The organism is Denitrobacterium detoxificans (assembly GCF_001643775.1).
Classification (GTDB): Bacteria; Actinomycetota; Coriobacteriia; order Coriobacteriales; family Eggerthellaceae; genus Denitrobacterium; species Denitrobacterium detoxificans.
Window position 1 is genome coordinate 1,562,925 of sequence record NZ_CP011402.1, and the last position, 23,480, is coordinate 1,586,404.

Annotated in this window: 16 protein-coding genes; 4 read left to right on the top strand and 12 right to left on the bottom strand. The window is 60.5% G+C overall.

What is annotated here, in order from left to right:
* Positions 1-5: 5 nt before the first annotated feature.
* The 5 genes from AAY81_RS06670 to AAY81_RS06690 form a co-directional block, all read right to left on the bottom strand.
* Entirely contained in the window at positions 6-1,472 is a 1,467-nt protein-coding gene (locus AAY81_RS06670) for a nicotinate phosphoribosyltransferase (RefSeq protein WP_066662991.1), read from the bottom strand.
* Positions 1,465-2,838, bottom strand: a complete 1,374-nt coding sequence (locus tag AAY81_RS06675) for a PSP1 domain-containing protein (RefSeq protein WP_066663003.1) — start codon at positions 2,836-2,838, stop codon at positions 1,465-1,467. Before AAY81_RS06675 ends, AAY81_RS06670 begins: the two co-directional genes overlap by 8 nt.
* Positions 2,804-3,949: a DNA polymerase III subunit gene (locus AAY81_RS06680; RefSeq protein WP_066663012.1), complete on the bottom strand. Its 1,146-nt coding sequence runs from the start codon at positions 3,947-3,949 to the stop codon at positions 2,804-2,806. The genes AAY81_RS06675 and AAY81_RS06680 overlap by 35 nt, the downstream gene beginning before the upstream one ends.
* Complete coding sequence (gene tmk, locus AAY81_RS06685) at positions 3,946-4,656, bottom strand: dTMP kinase (RefSeq protein ID WP_066663013.1); 711 nt, start codon at positions 4,654-4,656, stop codon at positions 3,946-3,948. The genes AAY81_RS06680 and tmk overlap by 4 nt, the downstream gene beginning before the upstream one ends.
* A gap of 172 nt (positions 4,657-4,828) precedes the next feature.
* Positions 4,829-7,345, bottom strand: a complete 2,517-nt coding sequence (locus tag AAY81_RS06690) for a DNA topoisomerase I (RefSeq protein ID WP_066663014.1) — start codon at positions 7,343-7,345, stop codon at positions 4,829-4,831.
* A 250-nt stretch (positions 7,346-7,595) separates the two neighbouring features.
* Here AAY81_RS06690 and AAY81_RS06695 point away from each other — a divergent pair, with 250 nt between their 5' ends.
* Entirely contained in the window at positions 7,596-8,087 is a 492-nt protein-coding gene (locus tag AAY81_RS06695; protein ID WP_066663015.1) for a hypothetical protein, read from the top strand.
* Positions 8,088-8,166: 79 nt separating this feature from the next.
* Here AAY81_RS06695 and AAY81_RS06700 read toward each other — a convergent pair whose 3' ends face one another.
* Both AAY81_RS06700 and thyX read right to left on the bottom strand, forming a co-directional pair.
* Complete coding sequence (locus AAY81_RS06700) at positions 8,167-9,432, bottom strand: DUF1385 domain-containing protein (RefSeq protein WP_066663017.1); 1,266 nt, start codon at positions 9,430-9,432, stop codon at positions 8,167-8,169.
* Positions 9,433-9,472: 40 nt separating this feature from the next.
* Positions 9,473-10,159 (bottom strand): FAD-dependent thymidylate synthase, encoded by a 687-nt coding sequence (gene thyX / locus AAY81_RS06705; protein ID WP_066663019.1) that lies wholly within the window; start codon positions 10,157-10,159, stop codon positions 9,473-9,475.
* An 83-nt stretch (positions 10,160-10,242) separates the two neighbouring features.
* Here thyX and AAY81_RS06710 point away from each other — a divergent pair, with 83 nt between their 5' ends.
* On the top strand, positions 10,243-11,181 hold the full coding sequence (locus AAY81_RS06710; protein WP_066663021.1) for a class I SAM-dependent methyltransferase: 939 nt from the start codon (positions 10,243-10,245) through the stop codon (positions 11,179-11,181).
* 3 nt (positions 11,182-11,184) lie between these two features.
* On the opposite strand, the gene AAY81_RS06715 is transcribed toward AAY81_RS06710, so the two are convergent.
* Positions 11,185-12,621: a response regulator transcription factor gene (locus AAY81_RS06715; protein ID WP_066663023.1), complete on the bottom strand. Its 1,437-nt coding sequence runs from the start codon at positions 12,619-12,621 to the stop codon at positions 11,185-11,187.
* Positions 12,622-12,893: 272 nt separating this feature from the next.
* On the opposite strand from AAY81_RS06715, the gene AAY81_RS06720 reads away from it, so the two are divergent.
* Positions 12,894-14,618: an FAD-binding protein gene (locus tag AAY81_RS06720; RefSeq protein WP_066663026.1), complete on the top strand. Its 1,725-nt coding sequence runs from the start codon at positions 12,894-12,896 to the stop codon at positions 14,616-14,618.
* 211 nt (positions 14,619-14,829) lie between these two features.
* Here the strand turns inward: AAY81_RS06720 and AAY81_RS06725 are convergent, their stop codons facing one another.
* The 4 genes from AAY81_RS06725 to AAY81_RS06740 form a co-directional block, all read right to left on the bottom strand.
* The gene (locus AAY81_RS06725) at positions 14,830-15,489 is read right to left on the bottom strand and encodes a flavin reductase (RefSeq protein ID WP_066663028.1); all 660 of its coding nucleotides are present in this window, start codon (positions 15,487-15,489) and stop codon (positions 14,830-14,832) included.
* A 337-nt stretch (positions 15,490-15,826) separates the two neighbouring features.
* A complete protein-coding gene (locus tag AAY81_RS06730) occupies positions 15,827-16,699 on the bottom strand; it encodes a dimethyl sulfoxide reductase anchor subunit family protein (RefSeq protein ID WP_066663030.1) in 873 nt (290 codons plus the stop codon).
* A gap of 3 nt (positions 16,700-16,702) precedes the next feature.
* Positions 16,703-17,365 (bottom strand): 4Fe-4S dicluster domain-containing protein, encoded by a 663-nt coding sequence (locus AAY81_RS06735; RefSeq protein ID WP_066663032.1) that lies wholly within the window; start codon positions 17,363-17,365, stop codon positions 16,703-16,705.
* Complete coding sequence (locus AAY81_RS06740; protein ID WP_066663035.1) at positions 17,366-20,935, bottom strand: molybdopterin dinucleotide binding domain-containing protein; 3,570 nt, start codon at positions 20,933-20,935, stop codon at positions 17,366-17,368. It lies immediately after the preceding gene.
* A gap of 297 nt (positions 20,936-21,232) precedes the next feature.
* Here AAY81_RS06740 and AAY81_RS06745 point away from each other — a divergent pair, with 297 nt between their 5' ends.
* Positions 21,233-22,972: a helix-turn-helix domain-containing protein gene (locus AAY81_RS06745; RefSeq protein ID WP_082867907.1), complete on the top strand. Its 1,740-nt coding sequence runs from the start codon at positions 21,233-21,235 to the stop codon at positions 22,970-22,972.
* Positions 22,973-23,480 lie beyond the last annotated feature (508 nt).

Below are 23,480 nucleotides of genomic sequence, written 5' to 3' on the forward strand. Positions count from 1 at the left end.
AATCCTTACTTCAGGCCCCGCAGATGAGCCGCCAAGTCGCGGCGTCGGGCGAACAGGCCTGCTTCCAGGCCAACGGGGTACGAATGGGGGTTATACAGGCGCTTGCGCGATTCGTCGAGTTCCGAGAAACCACGAACGGCGCGCTCGCGTGCCTGCATGGCATCGCGATATTCCGCGGGAAGCACCACTTCCCCACCCTTCACGAGCGGATGGAGCAGCGTTTCGTGACGCAGGCCGGAAAGCGTCTTCTGACGCAGTTCGTCGGTGGGGTCTACGATACGTTCCTGCTCGTTGATGGGCTCGTTCACGTCGAATACCATGTCACCGGCGATGGAGCCGTCTTCCTGGTAGTAGCGGCGAATATCGAGCACGCCGGGAAACGTGAGCTTGGCGGTACTTTCCGTGACCTTCACGTGTTCGCGCCAGCGAGTCTCGCCCGGGTTGCGCGTGGCAGCCAGCTTGTAGACGCCGCCCAACGTGGGCTGATCGTACGCCGTGGCAAGCTTCGTTCCCACGCCCCAGCTGCCCACGATGGCACCCTGCTCGCAGATGGAGTGGATGGCGTATTCATCGAGGTCGTTGGAGAGCACGATGCCCGTTTCGGTAAGGCCAACCTCGTCGAGGCGCGCGCGGCATTCCTTGGCAAGCCATGCAAGGTCGCCCGAGTCGATGCGCACGCCCAGCAGCTTCTCGCCGCGCTCCTTCATTTCCAGGCCCACCGTAATGGCGTTTTCCAGGCCCTGCTTCACGTCGTACGTATCGATGAGCAGCACGCAATTGCGCGGGAACAGCTTCGCATACGCGCGAAAGGCGGTAATTTCGTCTTCGAAGGCCATGACCCACGAATGGGCATGCGTACCCGAAACAGGGATATCGAACATCTTGCCGGCAAGCACGTTGCTGGTAGAGGCGCAGCCACCCACCACGGAAGCACGGCTGGCCCACAGGCCGCCGGTGCCCTGGGCACGACGCAGGCCGAATTCGGCTACGGGACCACCCGCGGCCAGGCAGACGCGCGCAGCCTTCGTGGCGATGAGCGACTGGAAGTTAACGCAGTTCAACAGGGCCGTTTCAACCAGCTGGCACTGAATGATGGGGCCCTTCACGCGCACGAGCGGCTCGTTGGGGAACACGAGCGTTCCCTCGTGGACCGCGTCGACGTCGATGGAAAGCTTCATGCCCTTCAGGTACTGCAGGAAGTCGGCATCGAACAGCGGCCCACCCGCGGGAGCGGAAAGGCCAGCCAGGTATTCGATATCGGAATCGCTGAACGAGAACGTCTCGAACATTTCCGCCAGCTGGGCCATGCCGCACGCTACGGTATAGCCACCCGCGAACGGATTCGCGCGGAAATACATGTTGAAGCAGGCCTCTTCATCGGCCTTGCCGCTCTGCCAATAGCCCTGGGCCATGGTGAGCTGGTACAAATCGGTGAACATCGCGTAATCGACGCATGCACCGGCATTACTCATTGGATTCGCCTCCCGACGTATGGCTGCGGCGACGGCTGCGACGATGCGTGCCGCCACCCTGTTTCTGCTGGCCGCCCTGACCCTTCGCGTCGCGTGACTGCGAAAGCGCGCTGGACTTCTGACCAGGACGCGGCTTGCCCTGCGAGCCACCATTGCCGCTACGCGTGCGCGGCTTGCGCGACGACGACTTCGCCTGCTTGCCTTCCTGCGCGGAGCTCTTCTTGCGCGAAGATTCCTGCTTGTTGCCATTGCCGCCACGCGACTGCTTTTCGGAAGCATTGCTGCGCGACTGCTTTTCCTGCGAGGAGGACGAACCCTTGCCGCGACCGCGCGAACGGCGGCGACGCTTGCGCGTGCCCGATTCCGAGGATTCTTCCTCGCGCTTCTTCTTGCGCTGCGGGTTGTGATGCGCTTCCGGCTTGGCGAGCTTGTCTTCGGTGGTGAATCCAGCGGTATCGAACGAGGCCAGGCCCACGGAGCTGGCGAACGGATCGGGATTCGCGTATTCGTCGAACACGTCGCCGATGCTCTTCGGACGCTTGGATTCGGCATCTTCGGGAACGGGGTCCATGGCGGAAAGCGGGAACGTGACCTGCTTGCCATCGCCTTCCTCCAGGCGCACCGTGACCTCTTCCTTGGGCACGTTGAGCGAGGTGACCTTCGCGCAGCCTTGCGGCGTGGAGATCTTCGCGTTCTGTTTGGGCGCACGGCTCTTGAAGTCCTTGTACGCGTCGAACTCATAGCGCAGGCAGCACATGAGGCGGCCGCACACGCCCGAGATCTTCTGCGGGTTCAGGGAAAGATCCTGCTCCTTGGCCATGCGGATGGACACGGGCTTGAACTCGCAGCCCATGCGGCGGCAGCAAAGCTCCTGGCCGCAGTGACCCAGGCCACCCACCAGGCGCGCCTCGTCGCGCACGCCAATCTGACGCATGTCGACGCGCACGTGCAGCTCGCTCGCAAGCTTGCGCACCAAATCGCGGAAGTCGATGCGCTCTTCCGCCTCGAAGAAGAACACCGCACGGTCGCCCTCGAACAGGTACTCCACCATGACGGGATGCATGTCGGGGTTCGATTCGGCCGCCATTTCGCGGAAGATGGGCAACTCATCGCGGCCCAGCTGGCGGAGTTCTTCAATCTTTTCCAGGTCTTCTTCCGTGGCAACACGCACCACGGGCTTGAGCTTGCTCTTCAAGCGGGCGAGCTCGGATTCGTCAACTTCGATGATGCCCTTCGCGCGGCCGTAGTCGGTGCCGCGCTCCGTCTTCACGATGACCTGGTCGCCATCGGCAATTTCCAGGTCACCTGGGTCGAACCAGAGCGTACGAGGGTTATATTGCAACGCCACGGGCGCAATGCGAACCATACAGTTCCTCTCTTATCTGCAATAGAAGCACATCGATACACGTTTCAGGGGAAACATTATATCGAATAGCCTTATCGGCTTCATCGACCGCCACGAGCGCACGCGAAATGGCGGCCGTGTCGGCACGTGCGGCGGCTTCTTCGATGCCGCCACGATAATCTTCGTTGATAACCAGCTGACCAGCCCCGCTACGCACCATGAGTACGTCGCGAAGCCAGGAGCGAATGATGGACGTGGTCTGGAAGAGCATGGAGCGGCTCTTCGACGACAGCGCGCGCTTGTTGCGCGCCTCGATCTGACGCAGCGCCGAAGCCGCCATGAAATCGGCGGATGCGGCGAGCTCCTCTTCCAGCTTGGAACGCACCAAGTCGAGCGGTGCCTTCGTCTTTTCCAGCAGCTCGGCAGCGTATTCCAAAACATCGAGGTCGTCAGCCAGGGGCAGCGCCTGCAGAATGTCGATGACACGCCCGCGAAACGCAAAGCGGTCGGAGCTCTTCACGAACTCGATGGCACCCGTGATGGAACCATTGCACGCCTGGATGGCGGCAAGCGCATGCTGTTCCGAGCACCCGCTGTTCTGCACCACGATTCCAGCAGCTTCCGCGGCGGGAATGAACCTGAACGGCACCACCTGACAACGCGAGACGATGGTGGGCAGAACTCCGTCGACCGTACGGCCCATGAGAATGATGGTGCAATCCTCGGGCGGCTCCTCGAGCGTCTTCAGGAATGCATTGGCAGCCTGCACGGAAAGACGGTCGGCGCGATTGATGATGTAGACCTTGCCCTTGGCCTGAATGGGAGCGAGCGTGACATCGCTGACGATTTCGCGAATCTGCCCCACCAGGTAGTCCCCCGATGCGCTTTCGGGTTCGTAGAAGCGCACGTCGGGATGGCGATGACGCATAACGCGCTTGCAGGTATCGCACGTGCCACAGCCGCCCTCTTCGCAAAGGATGGCCTGGGCAAAAGCGTATGCAGCCTGCGTCTTGTTGGACCCCACGGGGCCCGTGAACAGGTACGTCTGGCCTACGCGACCCGACGAGATGACGGCGCGAAGAAAGCGACGCACCTGAGGCTGGCCAAGAATGCGGTTGAACGAATCACTCACGAGCGAGCACCCGATTCGACGCGCTTGCGCCTCTTATTGGCCTGCTGAAAGAAATCTTCGCTAAACGGCAGGTTATCCGGATCCCAGCCGACGCAATCGGCCACGGCGCGAAAGACGGCGCGCGCGGTTTCCGACTTCGGGCCCGAGGACTCCACAACGCGCACGCGCTGCGGATCGACTTGGTTCAGCCCCTCGAACGCCTGGTTTACGCGCTCGTGGAAATCGAGGCCCGCCTGCTCCATGCGGTCGGCCCCCTGGGCACGCGTGGCGCGATGCAGGGAATCGGCGGAAGAAGCGGCCTTCAGCAGAACGGTGCGATGCGGACGGATGCCCTGGCAAGCGAACGCATTCGCAGAACGCACGAAATCCAGCGAGAGGCCCCGGCCGTACGCCTGGTATGCCACCGTGGAATCGTAGAAGCGGTCGCACAGCACGACCTTGCCCGCTTCGAGCGCGGGCTTGATGACTTCGGAAACAATTTGCGCGCGAGCTGCCTCGTAGATGAACAGCTCGGCTTCTGGCGTCATGGCACCATGACTGGGATCGAGCACGATGCCGCGCAGGGCCTCGCCAATGAGCGTGCCGCCTGGCTCGCGCAGGCACAGCACTTCGCGCCCCTGGGAACGCAGGGCATCGGCCAGAAACGCGATGTGCGTGCTCTTGCCCGCGCCATCGCCGCCTTCGAACGTTATGAACGTGCCCTCCATAGGCGTGAGGTCCTTCCCCAATTCGAAAAGCGGGCACAACCCGCCTGGTTTCCTGCAACGATTATAGAAGCCGCCGCGCTGCACGTTCGCAACGCGGCGGTAACATCGTTCAATCTCCGTTTATCGCAGATGCGCGCGCAAGCGTGCCATCCGCGCAAACGCGACCCCTAGGCTATTTCTTCGCCTTCGAGGACTTCTTCGCGGGCGTCTTCTTGGCCGCGGCCTTCTTCGCGGCGCGGGCGGCCTTGCGCTCTTCCTTCTCCTTCGCGGCGATTTCCCTACCGGGGCACTCGAAGTTGGGGCACAGCTTCCACGGACCGCGATTGGTGGTCACGATAACCATGGGCGCACCGCAATGCTCGCACACCTCTTCGGTGGCGGTGAGCTCGCCGTACTGCGGGAGCGGATAGCGCGTCTGGCATTCGTCGAAGTTCTCGCAGGTAATGGAACGCTTCAGCGTGCGCGGATTCTTGCGCGCGATGAGCTTGCTCGTCTTGCCCAGTTCCTTGCACTTGGGGCAGACGCCCACTTCCACGTCGGGCTCGCGGTTCGTCTCGCACTCCGGGTCGATGCACTGCATATGAGGCTTGCTGCGGAACGGCGTCACCTTGATCATGGGCATGCCGCACGTCTCGCACAGCTGGTCGGTGGATTCCACCTTGCCCTTGGGCAGCGGATACGTGACGTCGCATTCGGGCCAGCCGGCGCAGCCGATGAACATCGAACGCGTCTTCTGGCTGGCGCGCAACTGCAGGTCCTTGCCGCACTTCGGGCACTTGCCCACGTAGGCATCGGCGGCCACGGCGTCGGCCAGGGCTTCCTTCACCTCTTCGGAATGAGGCATGAGCTCGGCGAGCTGCTCGCCCAGAAGCGCACGGCTATGCGCCACCACGCTCTCGCGCGTGTTTTCGCCCTTGGCGATGTTGTCCATCTCGCTTTCCAACTCGGCCGTCATATCGGCCGTGGTGATATGCGGCGCGAAGCGGTCGAGGGCGTCGACGACGGCCATGCCGAGCGCGGAAGGCTCGATGGGGTCGTTCACGATGTAGCTCACGTTGTACAGGCGCTCGATGATGGCGTGGCGCGTGGACTTCGTACCCAGGCCAAGCTTCTCCATTTCCTGAATGAGGCGACCCTGCGAATAGCGCGCAGGAGGCTCCGTCTGCTTCTTGGTGAGCTCGGCGCCGCCAAAGCCTATGACCTGCCCCGCTTCGAGCGCAGGAAGCTGCTCGTCCTTCTTCATGCCATACGGGTAGATCTCGCGGAAGCCCTTATGCACCATGACGTCGCCCTTGGCAGCGAAGATCTCGCCGTTCACGTCGAGGCTCACCTTGGTGCCCTCGATCTCGGCCGCATCGGAAAGCGTGGCCAGGAAGCGGCGGGCGATGAGGTTGTACAGCTTGAACTCCGCGGGACCCAGCACGTCGGGGCTGGCAGCCGTAGTGGGATAAATGGGCGGATGGTCGGTGTCTTCCTGTTTGCCGCGCGTGGCGTGCAGCGGGCCGGAAGCCAGCAGCTGCTTGCAGTACGGGGCATAGGCAGGGTTCTCGGACAGGCGATTCACCACATCGGCCAAGTCGAGCGAATCGGGATAAACCGTATTGTCGACACGCGGGTAGCTGATGAAGCCATCCATGTACAGGCTTTCGGCGATGCGCATGGTGCGCGCGGGGCGAATGCCCTCGGCAGCGGCAGCGGCCATGAGCGACGTGGTGTTGAACGGAGCCGGCGGGTTCTGCTTGCGCTTGCGCTTGGCTACGTCGACGACCTTGGCGGTAGTAGCGCCCTCGACATGCTGCATCACGGCCTGGGCTTCGGCTTCCACCTTGAAGCGAGCCGTGGAATGCGGGGCGAAGAACTCGATGCCATCGTCGTCGAACTTTCCGCGGATGACCCAAAAGTCTTCCGGAACGAAGGCTAGGCGCTCACGTTCGCGCGCCACGATGAGGGCAAGCGTGGGCGTCTGCACGCGACCGGAGCTGCGCACGTTGCCGTAGCCAGCGAACTTCACGAGCGTAAGGTAGCGCGTGAGGACGGCGCCCCAGATGAGGTCGATGTCCTGGCGCGATGCACCGGCCGAGGCCAGGTTGTCATCGAGTTCCACCAGGTTCTGGAATGCATGCGTGATCTCTTCCTTGGTGAAGGCGGAATAGCGGGCACGCGAGACGGGAGCATCGGGATTCTCCAGGCTAATCTGGGAAAGCGCGTCGGAACCGATGAGCTCGCCCTCGCGGTCGAAGTCCGTTGCGATCACGATGCTGTCGGCCTTCTTGGCCAGGTTCTTCAGCGAACGGATGATGTCCTTTTCCTTGGGAAGCTTTTCGATGGGCGCGTACACCAAATACGGCAGCGCATCCATCTTCCACGTGGAGAGCAAGACGCCATCTTCCGTAAACGGCTTGCGCTTCTTGAAGGGCGGCTTGGGCAGGCTGTCGGGCACGTTCGCCTCGAGCACCTCACCATTGGCGTCGACGCCGCGCCAACCACCGCGTTTCTTATATACAAGCTGGGGAGCAAAATCGGGTTCCAGAATATGGCCACGCAGACCAATGGTGACCCATTCCTCCCCTTCAACGGTGAATCGATACACGGGGGTGTTGTACACCTTGTCACGCTTCGGACTGCCCGCGCCAAGCAGCTGCGAGATTTTCTCGGCTGCGTCGTTCTTCTCTGTTACAACCAGTTTCACACGAAGCCCCTCTCTTTGATTTAACGTGCGTGGGGATACCGCGCCGCATCGGGCGGCCCGGCTAAACAGTGCGTAATCATACCTAAAGCAGGCGGAGTTGTCGATTTCGTATTTTCTTTGTCCGCTCACGCTGAATGTCGCACGCATCTTCTGAGTAAACATCCCCAAACCCCTTGCCTAGACCTATAGTATGCGCAGGGGAAATAAGAAAGCATGGGGGCTAAAGATGTATGTAAGACGCTTTCTATTCATGGGCTGCTGCGTAGCCATCATTGTGGCTATCGCCGTATCGGGGTATCTGTCGCTCTTTCCGAACGAGCGACCTACGGCATCCAAGAGCGTGGCGTCGCCGTCACAACTCATTCAAACGGTGCGAACTCCCAACGAAGCGCCATTTGCGGCGCGCGCGCCGAAGACCGTCTTCGACACCACGGGCGTAAAGACGAGCGCCCAGCAGGCGCTCTTCGACAATGCCGATGCCATTGCCGAGCAAACGGGCATGTCCCAGTCTGCCGTGGAGGCAAGCGTTACGGCACTCGACCTGCCCAGCTGGACGGCCGTCGACCTACCGAGTACTGCCACGGAAAGTGCCACGTACGATATTAGCTACGACGACACGACCGCAGCACTTACCACGTACCTCGACAAATCGTACCTCACCATTTCGCTGCAGGGCCAAGCAACCACCCTTTCGGTGCCGCAAAACGCCCAGCAATACTTGGCTTACCTGGGGTACGAGTAGACCGCACGCACAAAAGCAAAGCAAGGGGGCGACGTCCACAATCATGGACGTCGCCCCCTTGCTTTCAAACGAAAATACGTTAATTCGCGCGAGCGGTTACGCCGGCGGCAGCTTCGCGCTCCTCGCGCTCGAGCACGAGCTTCATGGCCGCAATGGCGCATTCGATCTGGTCGTCGCTCGGCTCGCGCGTAGTGAGGTACTGCATCTGCATACCCGGCCACAACACGACCTTCACCAGCGGGTTATCGGGATGGTTACCCGCCCACTTCACCGTGATTTCGTAGCTGATGCCGGCGATGACGGGCATAAGCACGATGCGCGTAACAATGACGAGCGCCAGTTTGGGCAGCCCGTCGGGAACGCCCCAAGCGCCAATGAGCGCGTTGATGGGCGTAAGGGTATACACCAAAATGGCAATGACCATGACCATAATGAGGAACGCCGTGCCGCAGCGCACGTGCAAGCGCGGGAAGCTACGGGCATTTTCGGGCGTAAGCTCCAAGCCATGTTCGAAGCAATGAATGGTCTTGTGCTCGGCGCCATGGTAGCCGAACATGCGCTTAATGTCGGGCATGAGGCCAATGAGGGCGATATATCCCACGAAGACGAGCACGCGCAGCAAGCCGTCGACCAGGTTCCATGCGAGCGTCGCCTGGTCATACTCACCCACGATGACGTTCGTAATGGCCGCAGGCGCCACGATAAAGAGCACAATACCCAGCACCAGGCCCAGCACCATGCTCGCCGTCATGGCTCCATGGGAGAGCACGCCTTCATCCTGGCCTTCCTGAGCGGGCGCCTCTTCGGAATCTGCGGCACTTGCGGATTCGCCGCCCAACTCGGGCGCGCCCTTGTCGCTGGGCTCTGCGGTACCCGGCTCGGTCACCACTTCCAACGTACGCTGGGCACCCAGGCCATCGACCATCTCGTCGGGATTACCAAAATCACGCGACCAGGAAAACGGCTGGTCATCCGTCTGGCTCGCGGACGACGCAGCTTCGCTTACGACAGGCGTCATTTCAGCGTTTGCCTGCTCGTCTTCCTCGTCTTCGTCGGCAAAGGCATGCGTAGCGGCGATTTCGAGCGCCTTGTAGCCCAGGGCAAGCGATTCCACGAAGGCCGTGCATCCACGCACGACGGGAACGCGCAACCAGCCGTTCTTCGCGCGGCCACTGGCCAGATCGTGCTCTTCCGTGTAGATGGTTCCCTGCGGTTCGCGCACGCCAACCGCCCAATTGAACTTGCCTCGCATCATGACGCCCTCCAGGAGCGCCTGACCACCCACATGGGTCTTCAGGGCGCCGTCTTCGGAAAACGCGCGGGACAGGTCGGACTTCTTCTTCATGGAACCTACTTCACGGAACGGGACACGACAAAACGAAGCGCTACAGGCTTGCGCGATCGATGCGCGGATACGGTTCCCCGCAGGTCATCTTACCTTCGGGGCAATGGCCGCGTACGCAGCCCGGGCCCGCATCGGCAAACACGAACGGGGCGAGTGGACGGACGAGCGCGAGCATCTGCCAGGCAAGCTCGCGAATCTCCCACTGCGCACGATTGCAGCAACGCTCGGAGAAGAAATGATACAGGGTGCGCGCGTTCATGGTGACGACGATCTTCGACTCCGCTGCATTGGGAAGCAGGTAACGCGCGTCTTCGGCCGGAATGCCCAGCTCGAGCAGCTTGACGTAGGCGTCGGTAGCCGCATCGATGGCCTGCTGGTAGACTTCAGCCGCCTCGGCGCTTTCCGAAACGGTGTTCGGCGTAACAACGGCAACGCCCTGCTTGAACTTCACATACCTCTGGCTCTGCTGGTTATAGCTGGCAATGCGATGGCGCACGAGCTGATGCGTAAGTGCACGAGAAACGCCATCGATGGCAAACGTGAACGAAGCATGCTCGAGCGTGCTGAAATGCCCGCTGCTCATGATGGTAGAAAGCACGCTGTGAACGCGCTCTTCGGACATCGTCTCCATGAGCTCCGAAGCACCCACGGGGGCATAGCACAGACGCGCCGCCGTAGCGATGGCGCGCTCGGGGTCGGGGGTATGATACAGAAGTTCAACGTGCATAATCTACCTTCTTCCCACTCGAGAATAGTCTGCCTTCTACTTGTTCTACAATACCCTTGGTAGGCACCGAAAAAGGGAGCAAGATGACGAATCCGCATAACTCGCAGTCCAACGGCGAAACGATATCCCTCCTCCAGGAATCCGACTGGAACGAGGAATGGAAGCGGCTCCAGCGCATACGCCGTCGTGCCGACGACGCGCAGTATTGGAACAAGCGGTCGAAGAACTTCAGCAGCAAGGACTCCCCCAGCCCCTACGTTTCGGAATTCCTGAAAATGGCCAGCGTGCAACCAGGCGAACGCGTGCTCGACATGGGCTGCGGAACGGGCAGCATCGCCGTACCGCTCGCACTGGCAGAAAGCCACGTCATCGCCGCCGACTTCAGCCAGGGCATGCTCGACGAAACCGCCGCGCGCGTGGAAGTGGCCGAACGCGAACACGACGCGCATATCGCCGACCGCATCGAGACGAAGCTCATGAGCTGGGATGACAACTGGGATGAGCATGGCATGGGCGCCCATTGCGTCGATGTTGCCATCGCCTCGCGCTCCATTGCCACCCACGATCTGCGCCAAGCGCTCATGAAGCTGAACCACGTAGCAAGCCGTCGCTGCTGCGTTACGCTTACCACAGGTTGCAGCCCGCGCATGGACCGCAACGTCCTTTCGGCCATTGGCGTACGCAATCGTCACGGAAACGACGCGCAATACGCCTGGAACATCCTGACGAACGACGGATTCGAACCAACGTGCAGTTACATCCGCAGCACGCGCCTGGACACGTTTGACGACCTGGCAGATGCCGCCGTTGACTTCGGGCGGATGATTACCGACACGCTCGACGAGAACGACACGGAAGGCATCGCCCAGGCTAAGCGAAACCTGGAAACCTGGCTGCAAAACAACCTAGTGCCGAACGAGAACGTAGGTAAGCCCGACAGCAAGGGCATTCCCCAAAAGGCCCTACGCTTGCGCAACCCACGCGTCATCACCTGGGCGTTCATTTCCTGGGAAACGAAATAGCCGCTACGCGCACCCATGGTCGAGCAGCACGAACAGCTCCTCGCGCGAATGAACTTCGAGCTTCTGGTAGATGTGCTTCACGTGCGTGCGCACCGTGCTTTCCGAGATGAACAGCTTCTCGGCAATGTAGGCGTTCGAATGGCCACGCCCCAAATACGATAGGATCTCGTTCTCGCGACGCGTAAGCTTCTGCGAAATGGCAGCGGGAATAGTCACGGTTGACGCACGATGGGAGCTCAGCTGAGAGCCATCGGCATGCTCCGCGCGCGAAGCGACAAGCTCGCCTTCCCCATCCACATCCGCTACGGCCGTAATGGTGCGCCATGATTCCCACCCCAGTGAAATGACCATGAGGGCGCAGTACACAGCGATGATCACGTAAATCACAGGCTCGTAGCTATCCAAGCCGCCAAATACGTTCACCCACAGAAGACCACAGAACGAGACGGTGCCACCCAGGAACAGCGCGAGCCCCACCACGAACTCGCAACGAAACTCCCCCGCATGAATGACCGCAATGATCTGCCCCAGCGCGACAATGGCAAGTGCCGATAGGAATATATACACGAGCCAAAGCGCCGCCCCATGCGGAAACGTACCTGCGGGAAAGCTCACGAAGACAATTACCACGCCACCGATGATGGGAGCAATCACGCGATAGATGAAGGCAGAAGCGGGCTTATCCGTGCGAATAAGCAAAATGGGCACGATGAGCAGGGCCGCAACAATTGCGCCAATGAACTCGGCGTCGACCGCACCCCACAGCAACACCTTGTTAATGCTCATCATGAATGCATAGATGACCAATCCGATAACGGGCAAACGCAAGACATGAAACAGATTGCGCGTCGAAGTAAGATCGCCTTCCGAGGATGCACTTTCAGCCGAGGCATCGCGACGAGGCGGGTCCATGAGGACGGGACATATTCCACCGGCAATGGCGATTAGCACATAGACAACCGCACGCGGATAAAGCGGCAGCGCCTGAAACCCAATGCCCACCACTGACGTGGCAATGCAGAGAAGAGAGCTGCAAACGAGACCTTCTCGAAAGTCGAGCGCCGAAAGGAACGCCGCCCAGCGCACGGTGATCACCACGGTAGAAGCACCGCACACCACGCCCGCAACTGCAACGGCAACAGACGGAACGGCCCACCCCAACGACAATGCCGCGAAGGCCACAATGGATGCAGCGTACAAAACGCTTGCGCAAAGGAGCACGCCCCGCGGAGGCTTCCGGGAAACGCGGCGCGAGGAAACTACAAGTACAAGCGATGACAAAGCCAAGGAAATGAACATCGAGAAGATGTAATACGGCATGAACCCCGTTGCGACGGCTCCTCGGAAGATCGACGCGTTGGGCGAGAAAATGGGCGTGGTTACGGCAAACAGGCCAAAGAGCGCAATGCGCCACACAAGCGAACGAGACAAACCAGACACGTCGAAAAGCCCTCCCTACAAGCTAGACGGTAGCGCGATTATACCCTCCCCCTCTTCGACCCACCACAATAGGATTTGCACTGACCAGGCACTTTGCGAAAATACCCCAAATCCGCGATGCCGCAAAAGGGCGCCCCCAAGGCAAATACCCCATTTCCGCAATTACGCGAAAGAGCCGAGCAGCCTAGGGTTGAGGCAGGTTAGGAGACAGACGCAACAGCGTCAGCGCCGACACACAAGGGAGGTCGGCGCGTACCACAAAGGAGGGAACCATGACCGAACCCGTACAGCTCTCGCGCAGGAATTTCCTGAAGGGCGGCGCCCTTGCATCGCTGGCACTCGGTGGAGCCGGCGCGCTTTCCGCGTGCTCTTCGCCCAAGGCCAAGACCGAGAGCACTGCAGAAGCAGCCGAGTCTTCCTGGAAGACCGCACCGAGCGAGGTAACGAGCTTCGAGAGCACCACGTCCTGCGACGTTGTCGTCGTGGGCATGGGCTACGCAGGCACCACGGCATTCCGCGAACTTGCAGAAGAAGGCTACGACGTCATCCTGGTGGAAAAGCAGGCTAAGGACACCTTCGCAGCCGTTGGCAACGAATTCGCCTCGCTTAACGCCAAGGTGCTGCAGGATCGCGGCGTACCGCACATCGACCCGGTTGAGTTCTACCAGAACTGGATGAAGATCACGGGCAACAGCGCGAACCAGGACCTGGTGATGAAATTCGCCCAGAACTCCGAGGCGAACTGCAACTGGTACCTCGACCAGTGCACCGAAGAGGACTTGGCTTCCATGACCACCTCGTTCTTCCCCAAGACCGAGCATCAGATGGACGAGCTTTCTGGCATCAAGTTCTGGCCGAGCGTATGCAGCTTCTACGGCGACTGCAACGAGACGAAGCTCATCGGATACAACCGCGCAGCGGGCGAAAAGGCCGGCGGCACGGTGAACTGGGAAGAAGAAGGCTACTACGTCGTTATGGACAATGGCGAGGTAGCGGGCATCGTTACGAAGAGCGGATCGAGCTACAAGAAGTACGAGTGCAAGGCGGTCGTGCTGGCCACGGGCGGCTTCGGCGGCAACCAGGAAATGATGAACGACCTGATGTACGATGCCTACGGCAACCTGGTAGGCGACGAGCAGCTCTCCAGCATGAGCACCAACGACGGCGCAGGCGTGAGGATGGCTTACTGGGCCGGCGCACACCTGGAGACCACGCCCGTCCCCGGCATGAACTTCCGCGGCCTTTCCGTGCCCGGCAAGATGAACTGCCTGCCCCAGGCCGTATGGATTGACGAAAACGGCAAGCGCTTCTGCAACGAGTACTACCCCACCAGCGAGCAGCGCGGCCTGACGACCCAGATTCGCGCCCGCAAGACCAAGTTCGCAGTTTGCGATGCGAACTTCCCCACGTACCGCCAGTACACCATCCCCCAGCACGCTGGCTTCACCGCAAGCGAAGAGAACATCGCCAGCCTGCAGGAAAGCCTGGACAAGGCATATGCCGTCTTCAAGGGCGAAGCTACTGCCGATGACGCATCGTCGGAAGCCGCCGCTGGCCCCATGACCACGGTAACCTACATCGCCGATGACACGCTCGAGGGCCTGGCTGGCCAGATGGGCCTGACGGGCGATGCCAAGACGAACTTCCTGGAGCAGATTGCACAGTGGAACTCCTACTGCGCGGCAGGCGCCGACGCCCAGTACGGCCGCGACGCGAAGGTACTCTTCCCCGTTGACACGCCCCCGTTCTACGCCTGCACCTACGAGCCCGAATTTGGCGAGACGATGGTCACCTGCGGGGGCATTATCACCGACGGCGAGCAGAACGCCCTGGACGAGAACTTCGAGCCCATCCCCGGTCTATACGTAAGCGGAAACGACTGCGGCAAGCGCTTCGGCTACGAGTACATCACGCCCATCCCCGGCTGCAGCCTGGGCATGGCCATCGTGCTGGGCCGCGAAGCCGGTAAAAGCGTAGGCAAGTTCCTGAAGGCGTAACCAAATGCCCTTACGTGAACGAGGGACGGAGATCCGTTCACGTAAGCATCGTGCATCTCATCCGCAAAACGCGTGAACGAACCTCCGTTCCTCGTTCACGCTCAGCACATTCCGAAAGCACGGGGTCAATCCCTCCCTCGGCCCCGATGCAAGCAAATCCCGCCGGATCATCTATCCGGCGGGATTCGTCATTCCAGGGATATAGGCTGCACTACAGCTCGATGCGCTCGAACATTTCCTTGCCAGCGCCGCAGATGGGACACGTGAAATCATCGGGAAGCTCATCGACGTACTCGATATGGCCGCAGAGCATGCACTTCCACCCCACCTTGGGAGCAGCATCTGCAGGGGCCGGCGCAGGCTCCTCGGCAATGTAGGAGGAGGCCTTCGGAGGCGTCTTACCGCCCTTCACCTGATGATAATAGGCATAGGTCATGGGAGGCTGCGTCGAGAGCGTTTCGGCTTGCTCGACCAGGCCGATGAAGAGCATATGAGAACCCAAATCGAGCTTATGCTGCACCTTTACGGAAAAGCGCGCGCACGCATGCTCGGCAACGTAGGGCATATCCGCCGCATCGAAGCAGGTCTGCGCCTGGGCGAATTTGTCGGTATCGGCAGATGAGTGGAAGCCGAAGGTGCCAATAAGCTCGAGCGGAGCGGTCTCGTCGAGCACGCTCACCGCGAAGCGGCCTGCTTCCAGCACTGCCCCACACGTGGCATTTTCCTTGTTGATAGCCACGCTACACTGTTCGGGTTTGGAAGTTACCTGGGAAAACGTATTCACGACGCACCCAGCGTTCCCCTTCGCCCCCTTCGTGGAGACGATGTAGAGCCCATAGGATAGAGTACGTAGCGCCTTCGCGTCCAACATGACAAACCACCCTTCGCCAGATGACTACATGGTGGCATTGTAACGCCATGAAACGCCCCGTGCGCAAACGGTTACCAAGCAAAGCGCGGGCGCGGTTTGCCATCCTTCGCGCGCATCAACGCACACCCCCGCATATAGCATGCTGACGCCGCAACGGGAGGGTGCTGCGGCGTCAAAAGGAGGTAGGTTGTGGCGGCTTTGCGCTTGAGGGAGGAGAGGTTGCGCGGCCACCACAATCCCAGGGATATGTCGGAGACATGCGCCCAGAGGGGAAGGCGCTTCGCCCCATGCGGGGCACCGGCTGGAGCACGATAAGCGCGCTCCAGCCGGAAACGTCCTAGTACAGCGGGAACACCGAGGCACCCATCTGGTAGAACACAACGCGCAGGCAGAGGGCTGCGACGAATGCGGCAACTACGCCGATTGCGCCCCAGGTCTTCCACTCGCCCTGCTTCTTGCCCATGTAGGCAGCAACCACGCCAACCAGGGCGGCGATGATGGCGCATGCCGTGAAGGGCAGCACATCGCCGGCGAAGGGAGAAAGGCTCGCCGAGCTGGTGACGTCACGCGTAGGAGACGTGGGGTCGAACCAGTTCGCCACCGAGAAGAACGCGCTGGTGGAAGCACCCATGACGATTACGTAGATAACCGTGAGCGCAGCATTGAGGCCGTGACCGATGAGGTTCACCTTGCCGCTGTACTCGGCGGCTTCGCCCTTCAGCTGGGCCAGAAGCGCCATGGTGGACGCACCGAGTGCGCAACCAGCACCCAGGATGGAGCCAATCTGCACGATGTTGTTCCAGGCCGGACGCGAAGCCATCATGTAGCTATGTGCGCACACGATGAGCAGCGCAACGGCAACCACGATCGCCAGGATGGCGAGCCAGGAAGGCAGCGCGCCTTCTTCGCCGGCACGGCGCAGGTACACGAAGAACAGCACCATAACAACCACCATCACGACGATTGCGATGAGCTCCTGGGTGATACCCGAGGTGATGTGGCCGAAGCCATTGAAGATGCGCTCCCAGTGCTGCAGGTGCATGAATACGGCGATGCCGCCCACGACCAGCAAAACGAACGAAGTGATGAGGGCGCTCATCTGAGCCTTCGCTCCCTCACCGCGCAGCGCATACAGCCCCTGGGCGCCGAACAGGCCGGCGGACCATGCCATGAACGTGGTGAAGAGGATAAGAGGCCATTGCAATTCCATGGGTTACTCCTTTCCCTGCCACGTGCGATTGCGCAGGATGTAGGCAATCTGGGGTCCATTACCAACGTCGGTGAGGTGATAGACGTCGCTATCGCTCCACTCCTCCAGCCATTCCTTGGCCGTGGTGCGCGATTCCTGCATGTCCTCGTACGAGGTAGACAGATCGTGCGTAGGTGCAGGTGCCTCGAAGGTGGCGATGCCCTTTTCCACGTCGCCGAAGAAGCGGGCACGCGAACCGCACTGCATGACGCACTGAGGCAGCTCGCCCTGGGAAATACGCTGCTCGCACAGCGTGCACTTCTCGACCACGCGCTCCTCGTCGTTCAGGTAGCGAACGCCGTAGGGGCAGGCCATGACGCAGAACTGGCAGCCAATGCACTTGGACTTGTCGATCTGCACGGTGCCGTCCTCCAGCTTGTGGGAGGCCTGCGTGGGGCATACTTTCACGCATTCGGGGTTCTCGCAGTGCTGGCACTGAATGGGAAGGAAGTACATCTCCACATCCGGCCACTGGCCGCTGCCACCCGCCTTGGGCGTGGGGCCAATGCGCAGCGTCTTGATCCAGAAATCGCCCGGACGGACGCCGTTGACCGTCTTGCAAGCCGTCGAGCAGGCCAGGCAGCCTACGCAGCGGTTGAGGTCGGTCACGATACCATACTGAGTCATTTACATCACGCTCCCATCCCACTCGGGCTCGCCCTGCACGCGGGAACGAATGCCGGTGCCGGTGGGCAGCCACTGGCGCAGGCGCGGGTCGGATGCATCGTGAATGCACTCGGTGCCGTTGGGATCGCATGGTACGGGGTTGCCGAACGGAGAGTTTTCCGCCGTCGCCTTGTACACAACCGTTGGGGTGGAGCGCATCGTCGCGCAACCGCCAACGCAGCACTGGCCATACGGGTCGTTAACGACGTTGATGCCAACCAGTTCGAAGCCATGGGAGGCGTTATCGAACTCGGGGAACCACCACTGATGGTTCGCATTGACCACGCCTTCCGAAATGCCGTAATACAGGTCGAGCACTTCGCGAATCTTGCCCCAAGGCGTTTCGATCCATACCCAATCGCCCTGCTTCAGGCCAAGCCTCTCGGCATCCTTCGGATTCATCTCGATACGCGGCGCAGGCCACAGCTCGCGGCACCAGGGCAGCTGCCTATGCTCGGAGTGGAAGTAGACCGGCTGGCGGGAACCCGTGGTCATGAGGAAGCAATTGTCGGGATACTTCTTCAGCGTATCGGCATAGCTGTGATTCATGAAGTACGTGTCGTCCGCCTGGTCGACCTTCGTGGCATCGTAGAGCTCCGGCTTCAAGACCGGCGAGTCGGTAGGCTCGCGATAGAGCGGGAAGCGGTCGTCGTCGCCCTGGAAGTACTCCAGGTCGCCCTTCGCCCAGCGTGCATCGCTGCTGTAGTCGCTCACGATCTGGTCGTTGTCCAGAATGGGCAGCTTCTGTCCCATATTGCAGATGTAGGCTTCGCAGGTGAGGGACCAGATTTCCACCAGACCCGAAGGCGTCATGAAGCCAGGGTGCGTGTCGACGAGCGGGAACAGGTTGAAGCCGCCCTGCTGACGACGCCAGCCCATCTCGTGACGACGGAAGGTGCCCCAGCGCTCGGGATGCCACTTGCGACAATCCATCCAGCCGTGCTCGGTGAACCATTCCTTGGCCTGGGCCCACGTGGGACCATCGGGGTACATCTCGGTCTTCCACTGGTCGACGTTATCCTTCAGGATGCGATCGTGATCGGGCCACAGGTAGCTAGCCTTGCCATTGATGGCCTCGGTGTACACATCGCCCAGCTTCTCAGTCCACTTGGCAACGTTGGTGCTGCTTGCGGGCTTCACGTTCACGATGTAGTCCTCGGAGCTACCCGTAGCAGAGGTGTCGCGGGTGTTCCAAGGCACGCCCATGGCGCGGTACATGCCGCAGTTCCAGTCGGGGTCGTAGATCGTCTCTCCCGGAGGCTCGATAGCCTTGCAGCCGCAGCCAAACATGCCGCCAGCACCCTGGGACACGCGGGTGGTGTCGATTTCCATCCAGTGGTGGCACGGGAATACAACGTCTGCGTTGCCATTCGTGGGGCAGAACCACAGGTTGATGTCCACGAAGAAGTCGAGCTGGGTCATGGCGTCCCATGCACGGGCGATGTTAGCCATGTTCATGATGTCGCCAGACTGGCACACGCCACCATGCAGAGCATACGGCGTGGACTTCACGTTGTAGCCGACTTCCTTGTTCTCGTTCTTCATGCAGAGCGACCAGTCGGGGTCCTGCAAGCCGCCATCCCATACGCAGTTGGCATCGACCCAGCGAGCCCAGAAGCGATTCAGCGGGAAGCGCTCGGCGTCGATCTCGCCCGCATTGCGCGTGAAGATCGTCTTGGGGTTCGGCCAGACCTGGGAAGGCCTCATGGCGCCACCCATGCGCTTGGCGATGATGATGGCCTCGTCGTAGCTGGGGACCTTGTTGCCGTAGCGCTCGGCCAGAGGCGACTTCTCGTCGATGAGATACTGCACGAAATCCTGCATGTAGGCAGCCATCTCGTCCAGGCTCTTGTCGCGGCCCGTCCACGTCTTGGCGGAATCGCCATACGGATCGGAGGCCTGCATGTTGGAACGACCGGGATTGCCGTCGAACTGGCTCTTGCAGGAACCGCGGTTGCCGGCGGGCTCGTCGGAATTACCGGTAACACAGCTCATCATCTGCAGGATGCGGCAGTTCTGAATGGCGTTGCCATTCTGGTCGGTGGCCAGCTGGAAGTGGATGCCGCCATTGCCGTGACGCGCGTCAATACGCGTGGTCCACAGCTTCACGGCCTTCTCGTTCAGCTCACCGGAAACGCCCGTGATCTCCTCGACCGTATCCCAGTCGTACTGGCTGGTAAGGTCATGGAAACCATCCCAAACGGTGCGGCACTTGTAGGTATTGCCGTCACGCAAGGTCACTTCGACGACACCGGGGAACAGCGCGGGCTTCTTGGGCAGGCCAGCGGGGTTGGTGGTTGCACCCTTCTCGTTACCAGCATCCCAGTAGGAATCGAACTGGCTGTCGGCAGGGTCGCACCACACGCTGGGATCGGGCAGCCAGCCATCGGCCACCAGGCCCGTAAGAGGATGCGAGATGAAGGAGCCCGTGATGGGAACCTTGTGGGTCTCGCCTTCCCACTTGCCCTCTTCAGCATCCCAGTAGGTAAGGCGGTTGTTGTTTTCGTCCCACACCATGAAGCGGGAGTACTTGCCGCCTTCCTTGATGTCGGCTTCGGTGATGAGCTTCGTGCGCATATCGATGCCGCCGTTGCCTTCCACCAGCCAGCCATCAGTGAGCCAGGGCTTGTCATCGCAGTACAGGAACGGGGCGTTGCTCCAGCGACGCACCATGGTGTCGTCGTAGGCCTCGTTTTCGATGATCCAGTTGAACCAGCCCAGGGCCAGTGCGCCGTCGGTGCCGGGACGCAGGGGCAACCACACATCGGCTTCCTTGCCCAGCGGCGTGACGCGGGGGTCGACGTCGATATGATACTTCGCGTGAGGCGCGACGTCGGAAATGGTACGGTTCGTGGTGTCGTAGTTGGAATACTCGACTGCGGTGCCCCACTGCAGGTACACCTTCGGCTCGGCTTCCACTTCCATCCAGGGCGAACCCATTTCGTCGGTCATGATGCCGCCCCAGTGACGCGGACCCTTGCACACCTGATATGCCAGATGCGCGTTCGGGGTGCCAAAGAGCTGCTTCATACCCTGGTAAGGGCCAAGCGACCACACGCGCGACGTGCCGCACATCACGAAGATGCTCTGACCGCCGTACTTGTCGACGCATTCACCCAGACCCGCACCGGCCAGCTCGAACGCTTCGTCGAGCGTGATGCGCACCCAACCGGGATCGTCGGAACCCTTGGGGTTGGTACGCTTGACCGGGTAGCGGAGTCGATCGGGGTGATACGCCGCTTGCATGGAAGACTGCGACTTTGCGCAACAATGACCGCGGCTTTGCGGTGCACTCTCGTCTCCCTCGACCTTTATGGCTTTGCCATCCTGCACGGTAACCCACACACCGCACTCGACCTTACCGCACGCACGGCAGCATGTACGTACATGCTTCAGTTCGCCGGTAGAGGTGTTGGTAGTCTCGGCAAGAGCCTGCATAGGCTCCACAGCCGAAGAACTAAGCGCGGCAGCGGCACCAGTGATTGCCAGCGTCTTCATGAACCCACGACGCGACATGGTGAGCTGTGCCATTAGATCCCCACCTTTCTCTCTCTTCGCTTTCCGTCTGCTTGCTTCCTAAAACGAAGACCGCGCCCGCGTCCAACCACTCCCCTAGTCGGCTTCCCCGAAGGCATGGGCGTTCCCTTTAGGCTGATTCAAACTGTACGAAGATGAGATGGGTGGGCATCGTAGCACCCCCATGATTTAGACCGCTGACAGTATCATATTAGTCATATGATTTATGCGTTTACCCAGGTAAAGGCTATATTAGCCATCTGCTACACCACCTAGACTAATGCTAGAATAGCCCAAGGGCGTTTGGGGCCCATGGCGCAGGGGACGAGGTGCGCCAGCACGCGCAAGGACAACAAGGGGACAGCGCGTAGGGAGGAGATGGCAGCTGTGAAGCTACCGAACATTACGGTGGAATTCCGCGAAGAGGAGAGCTGCGCCCTGGGGCGCATTTCTATTACGCTCATCTTGGGCATGGCCGCCCACATAGCGTGGATGTACCTATTCATCTTCAATGGGCCGCGCTTCTTCTTCCCCAATTTGGAAGAACCCGGCAAGCTATTCTTCATCAGCTCTCTCATAACGTTCGCGATAGTGCTGCTGAGCTATGGAATCTTCCTTAAGCGGGCACGCGCCCTATTCAAAACGCTCGAGCAGCGCCGACGCAATCGTGGCATCGCCGCCTTTCTGGTATTCGCATCGATGGTGCTCATGCTGTTCGCAAATGCCACGGGCTTTGCGCCGTACACCCTATCACTCGTAGCGGGCATAACTTCCGGCATAGGCTCGGCAGCTCTGCTCATGAGCTATGGCGTATCGTCATCCGTGTGCGATTTGCCCACCATAACCATCAGCGTATCGGTGTCCCTGTTTATCGCCATGGTTGCCTTCGTGCTGGTTACGAAGATCGGAAACGCGTATCCAGTGATATGCATCCTCTTCACGCTGCTCATGCCCCTCGCAGAAGTAATGTGTCTGAAGAGATGTTCGCACAACCTGGTAGACCGACTAGAATTCAACGACCTCACCACACCCGTGCACACCATTCCCTTCGCAACGCACGTATGCCTGCCCAGCATTGCGTTCGGCATCATCCTGGGAATCACGCGCGCACGCGTGGCGCACGTGCCCTACGACCCCGCCGAATACAACGACATCATCATGTTTGCCCTCATGGCAGCACTCTTTGCCCTTGCCGTAATGCTAGGGTCGATGCTATTCCAGCGCAAGAACAATAACTTCTCGTTCCGCACGATGTTGCCCGTAAGCGCCCTCTTGCTGGCGCTATTGGTCATCCCCGCATGCAACCAGATGCCATACGTAACGTTCTTCGTATTCGGCGCCTACATCATGATGGAAGGCTGCATGTGGATCTTCTATTCCGACATATCGCAGACCTACCGCGTCAGCGCATTCACCGTTTTCGGATTTGGGCGTGGAAGCCTAGCGCTCGGCGCGCTCACGTCGTATCTGCTCGAGATAAACAACGTACCCGTATACGACTCCATGAACAACGTAGCCGCATTCATTGCATTCGCATTCGTCCTGTTCTCGTTTGGGCGCTCGCTGCTGCCCACCAACGCGGAACTGCGCGATACCCTGAAGCGCGGACGCATGTGTCCCGCTCTCATTTCGGCTGACGAACTCGCGCTCCACGAGGTGGTGAACATGAGCCGTCAAACGATGCGCGCCATAGACGATGCGCAGGCAAACGCGCTCAAAGCAGGCAAGGCAGAAGGCGGAGAAGAGCATCCGGAGGACAAGACCGGCGCAACCCCGAAACCCTCTACCGCAACCGCGCACGATGGCGTTCACAAGCAGGGCATCTTCAAGCGCAAGTGCTCGCTCGTCGCCGAAACGTACCTGCTCTCGCGCAAGGAGACCGAAGTGCTCTTCCTGCTGGCCAAGGGACACAATAGCGCAGCCATCCAGGAACGCCTGTACATCAGCGCTGGCACGGCCAACACGCACATGCGCCACATCTATCGCAAGCTCAACGTGCATAGCCAGCAAGAGCTCATGACGCTCGTGGAAAGTACCTGGGTAGAGGAATAAACCCGCACCCTGGACGCCTCACGCTTCCTTAGCTGGACGTCTTCCGGGGCGGAGCGGGGATGCCCTCGCGGGACATCGCTTTCGGGTTCTACGTTGCGTAAAGCCCACTGGGCTTTACGCTAACTTGAACCCTTCGCTGCTTCATGTTTTCACTTGGATTTTTCGCATACGGCGAAAAATCTGGCCCAGCTGAGCTGGGCCTTGGTGAATGTTTTCAGAATGTCCCGCGAGGGCATCCCCGCTCCGCCTTGGCAGGCGGTCGGAGGGACGGGTCGCGAGCTGGCCCGCCCAGGATGCGTGTTGGAGTAGCAAGCCTTGGGGCCGGTCGAGGGGTTTACGGAATCCCGTGTGGGTGCCTGCTCCGCTTTGGCAGGCGGTCGCCGTTGCGGGTTGGGGCTCGCCTGCCCAGGGTGCGTGTTGGAGTAGCGAGCCGTAGGGCCAGTCGGGAAAGACAAACCGTTTGGCCGATTGGGAACGATTGGCGCCTTCGGCGGGACGACAATAGTGA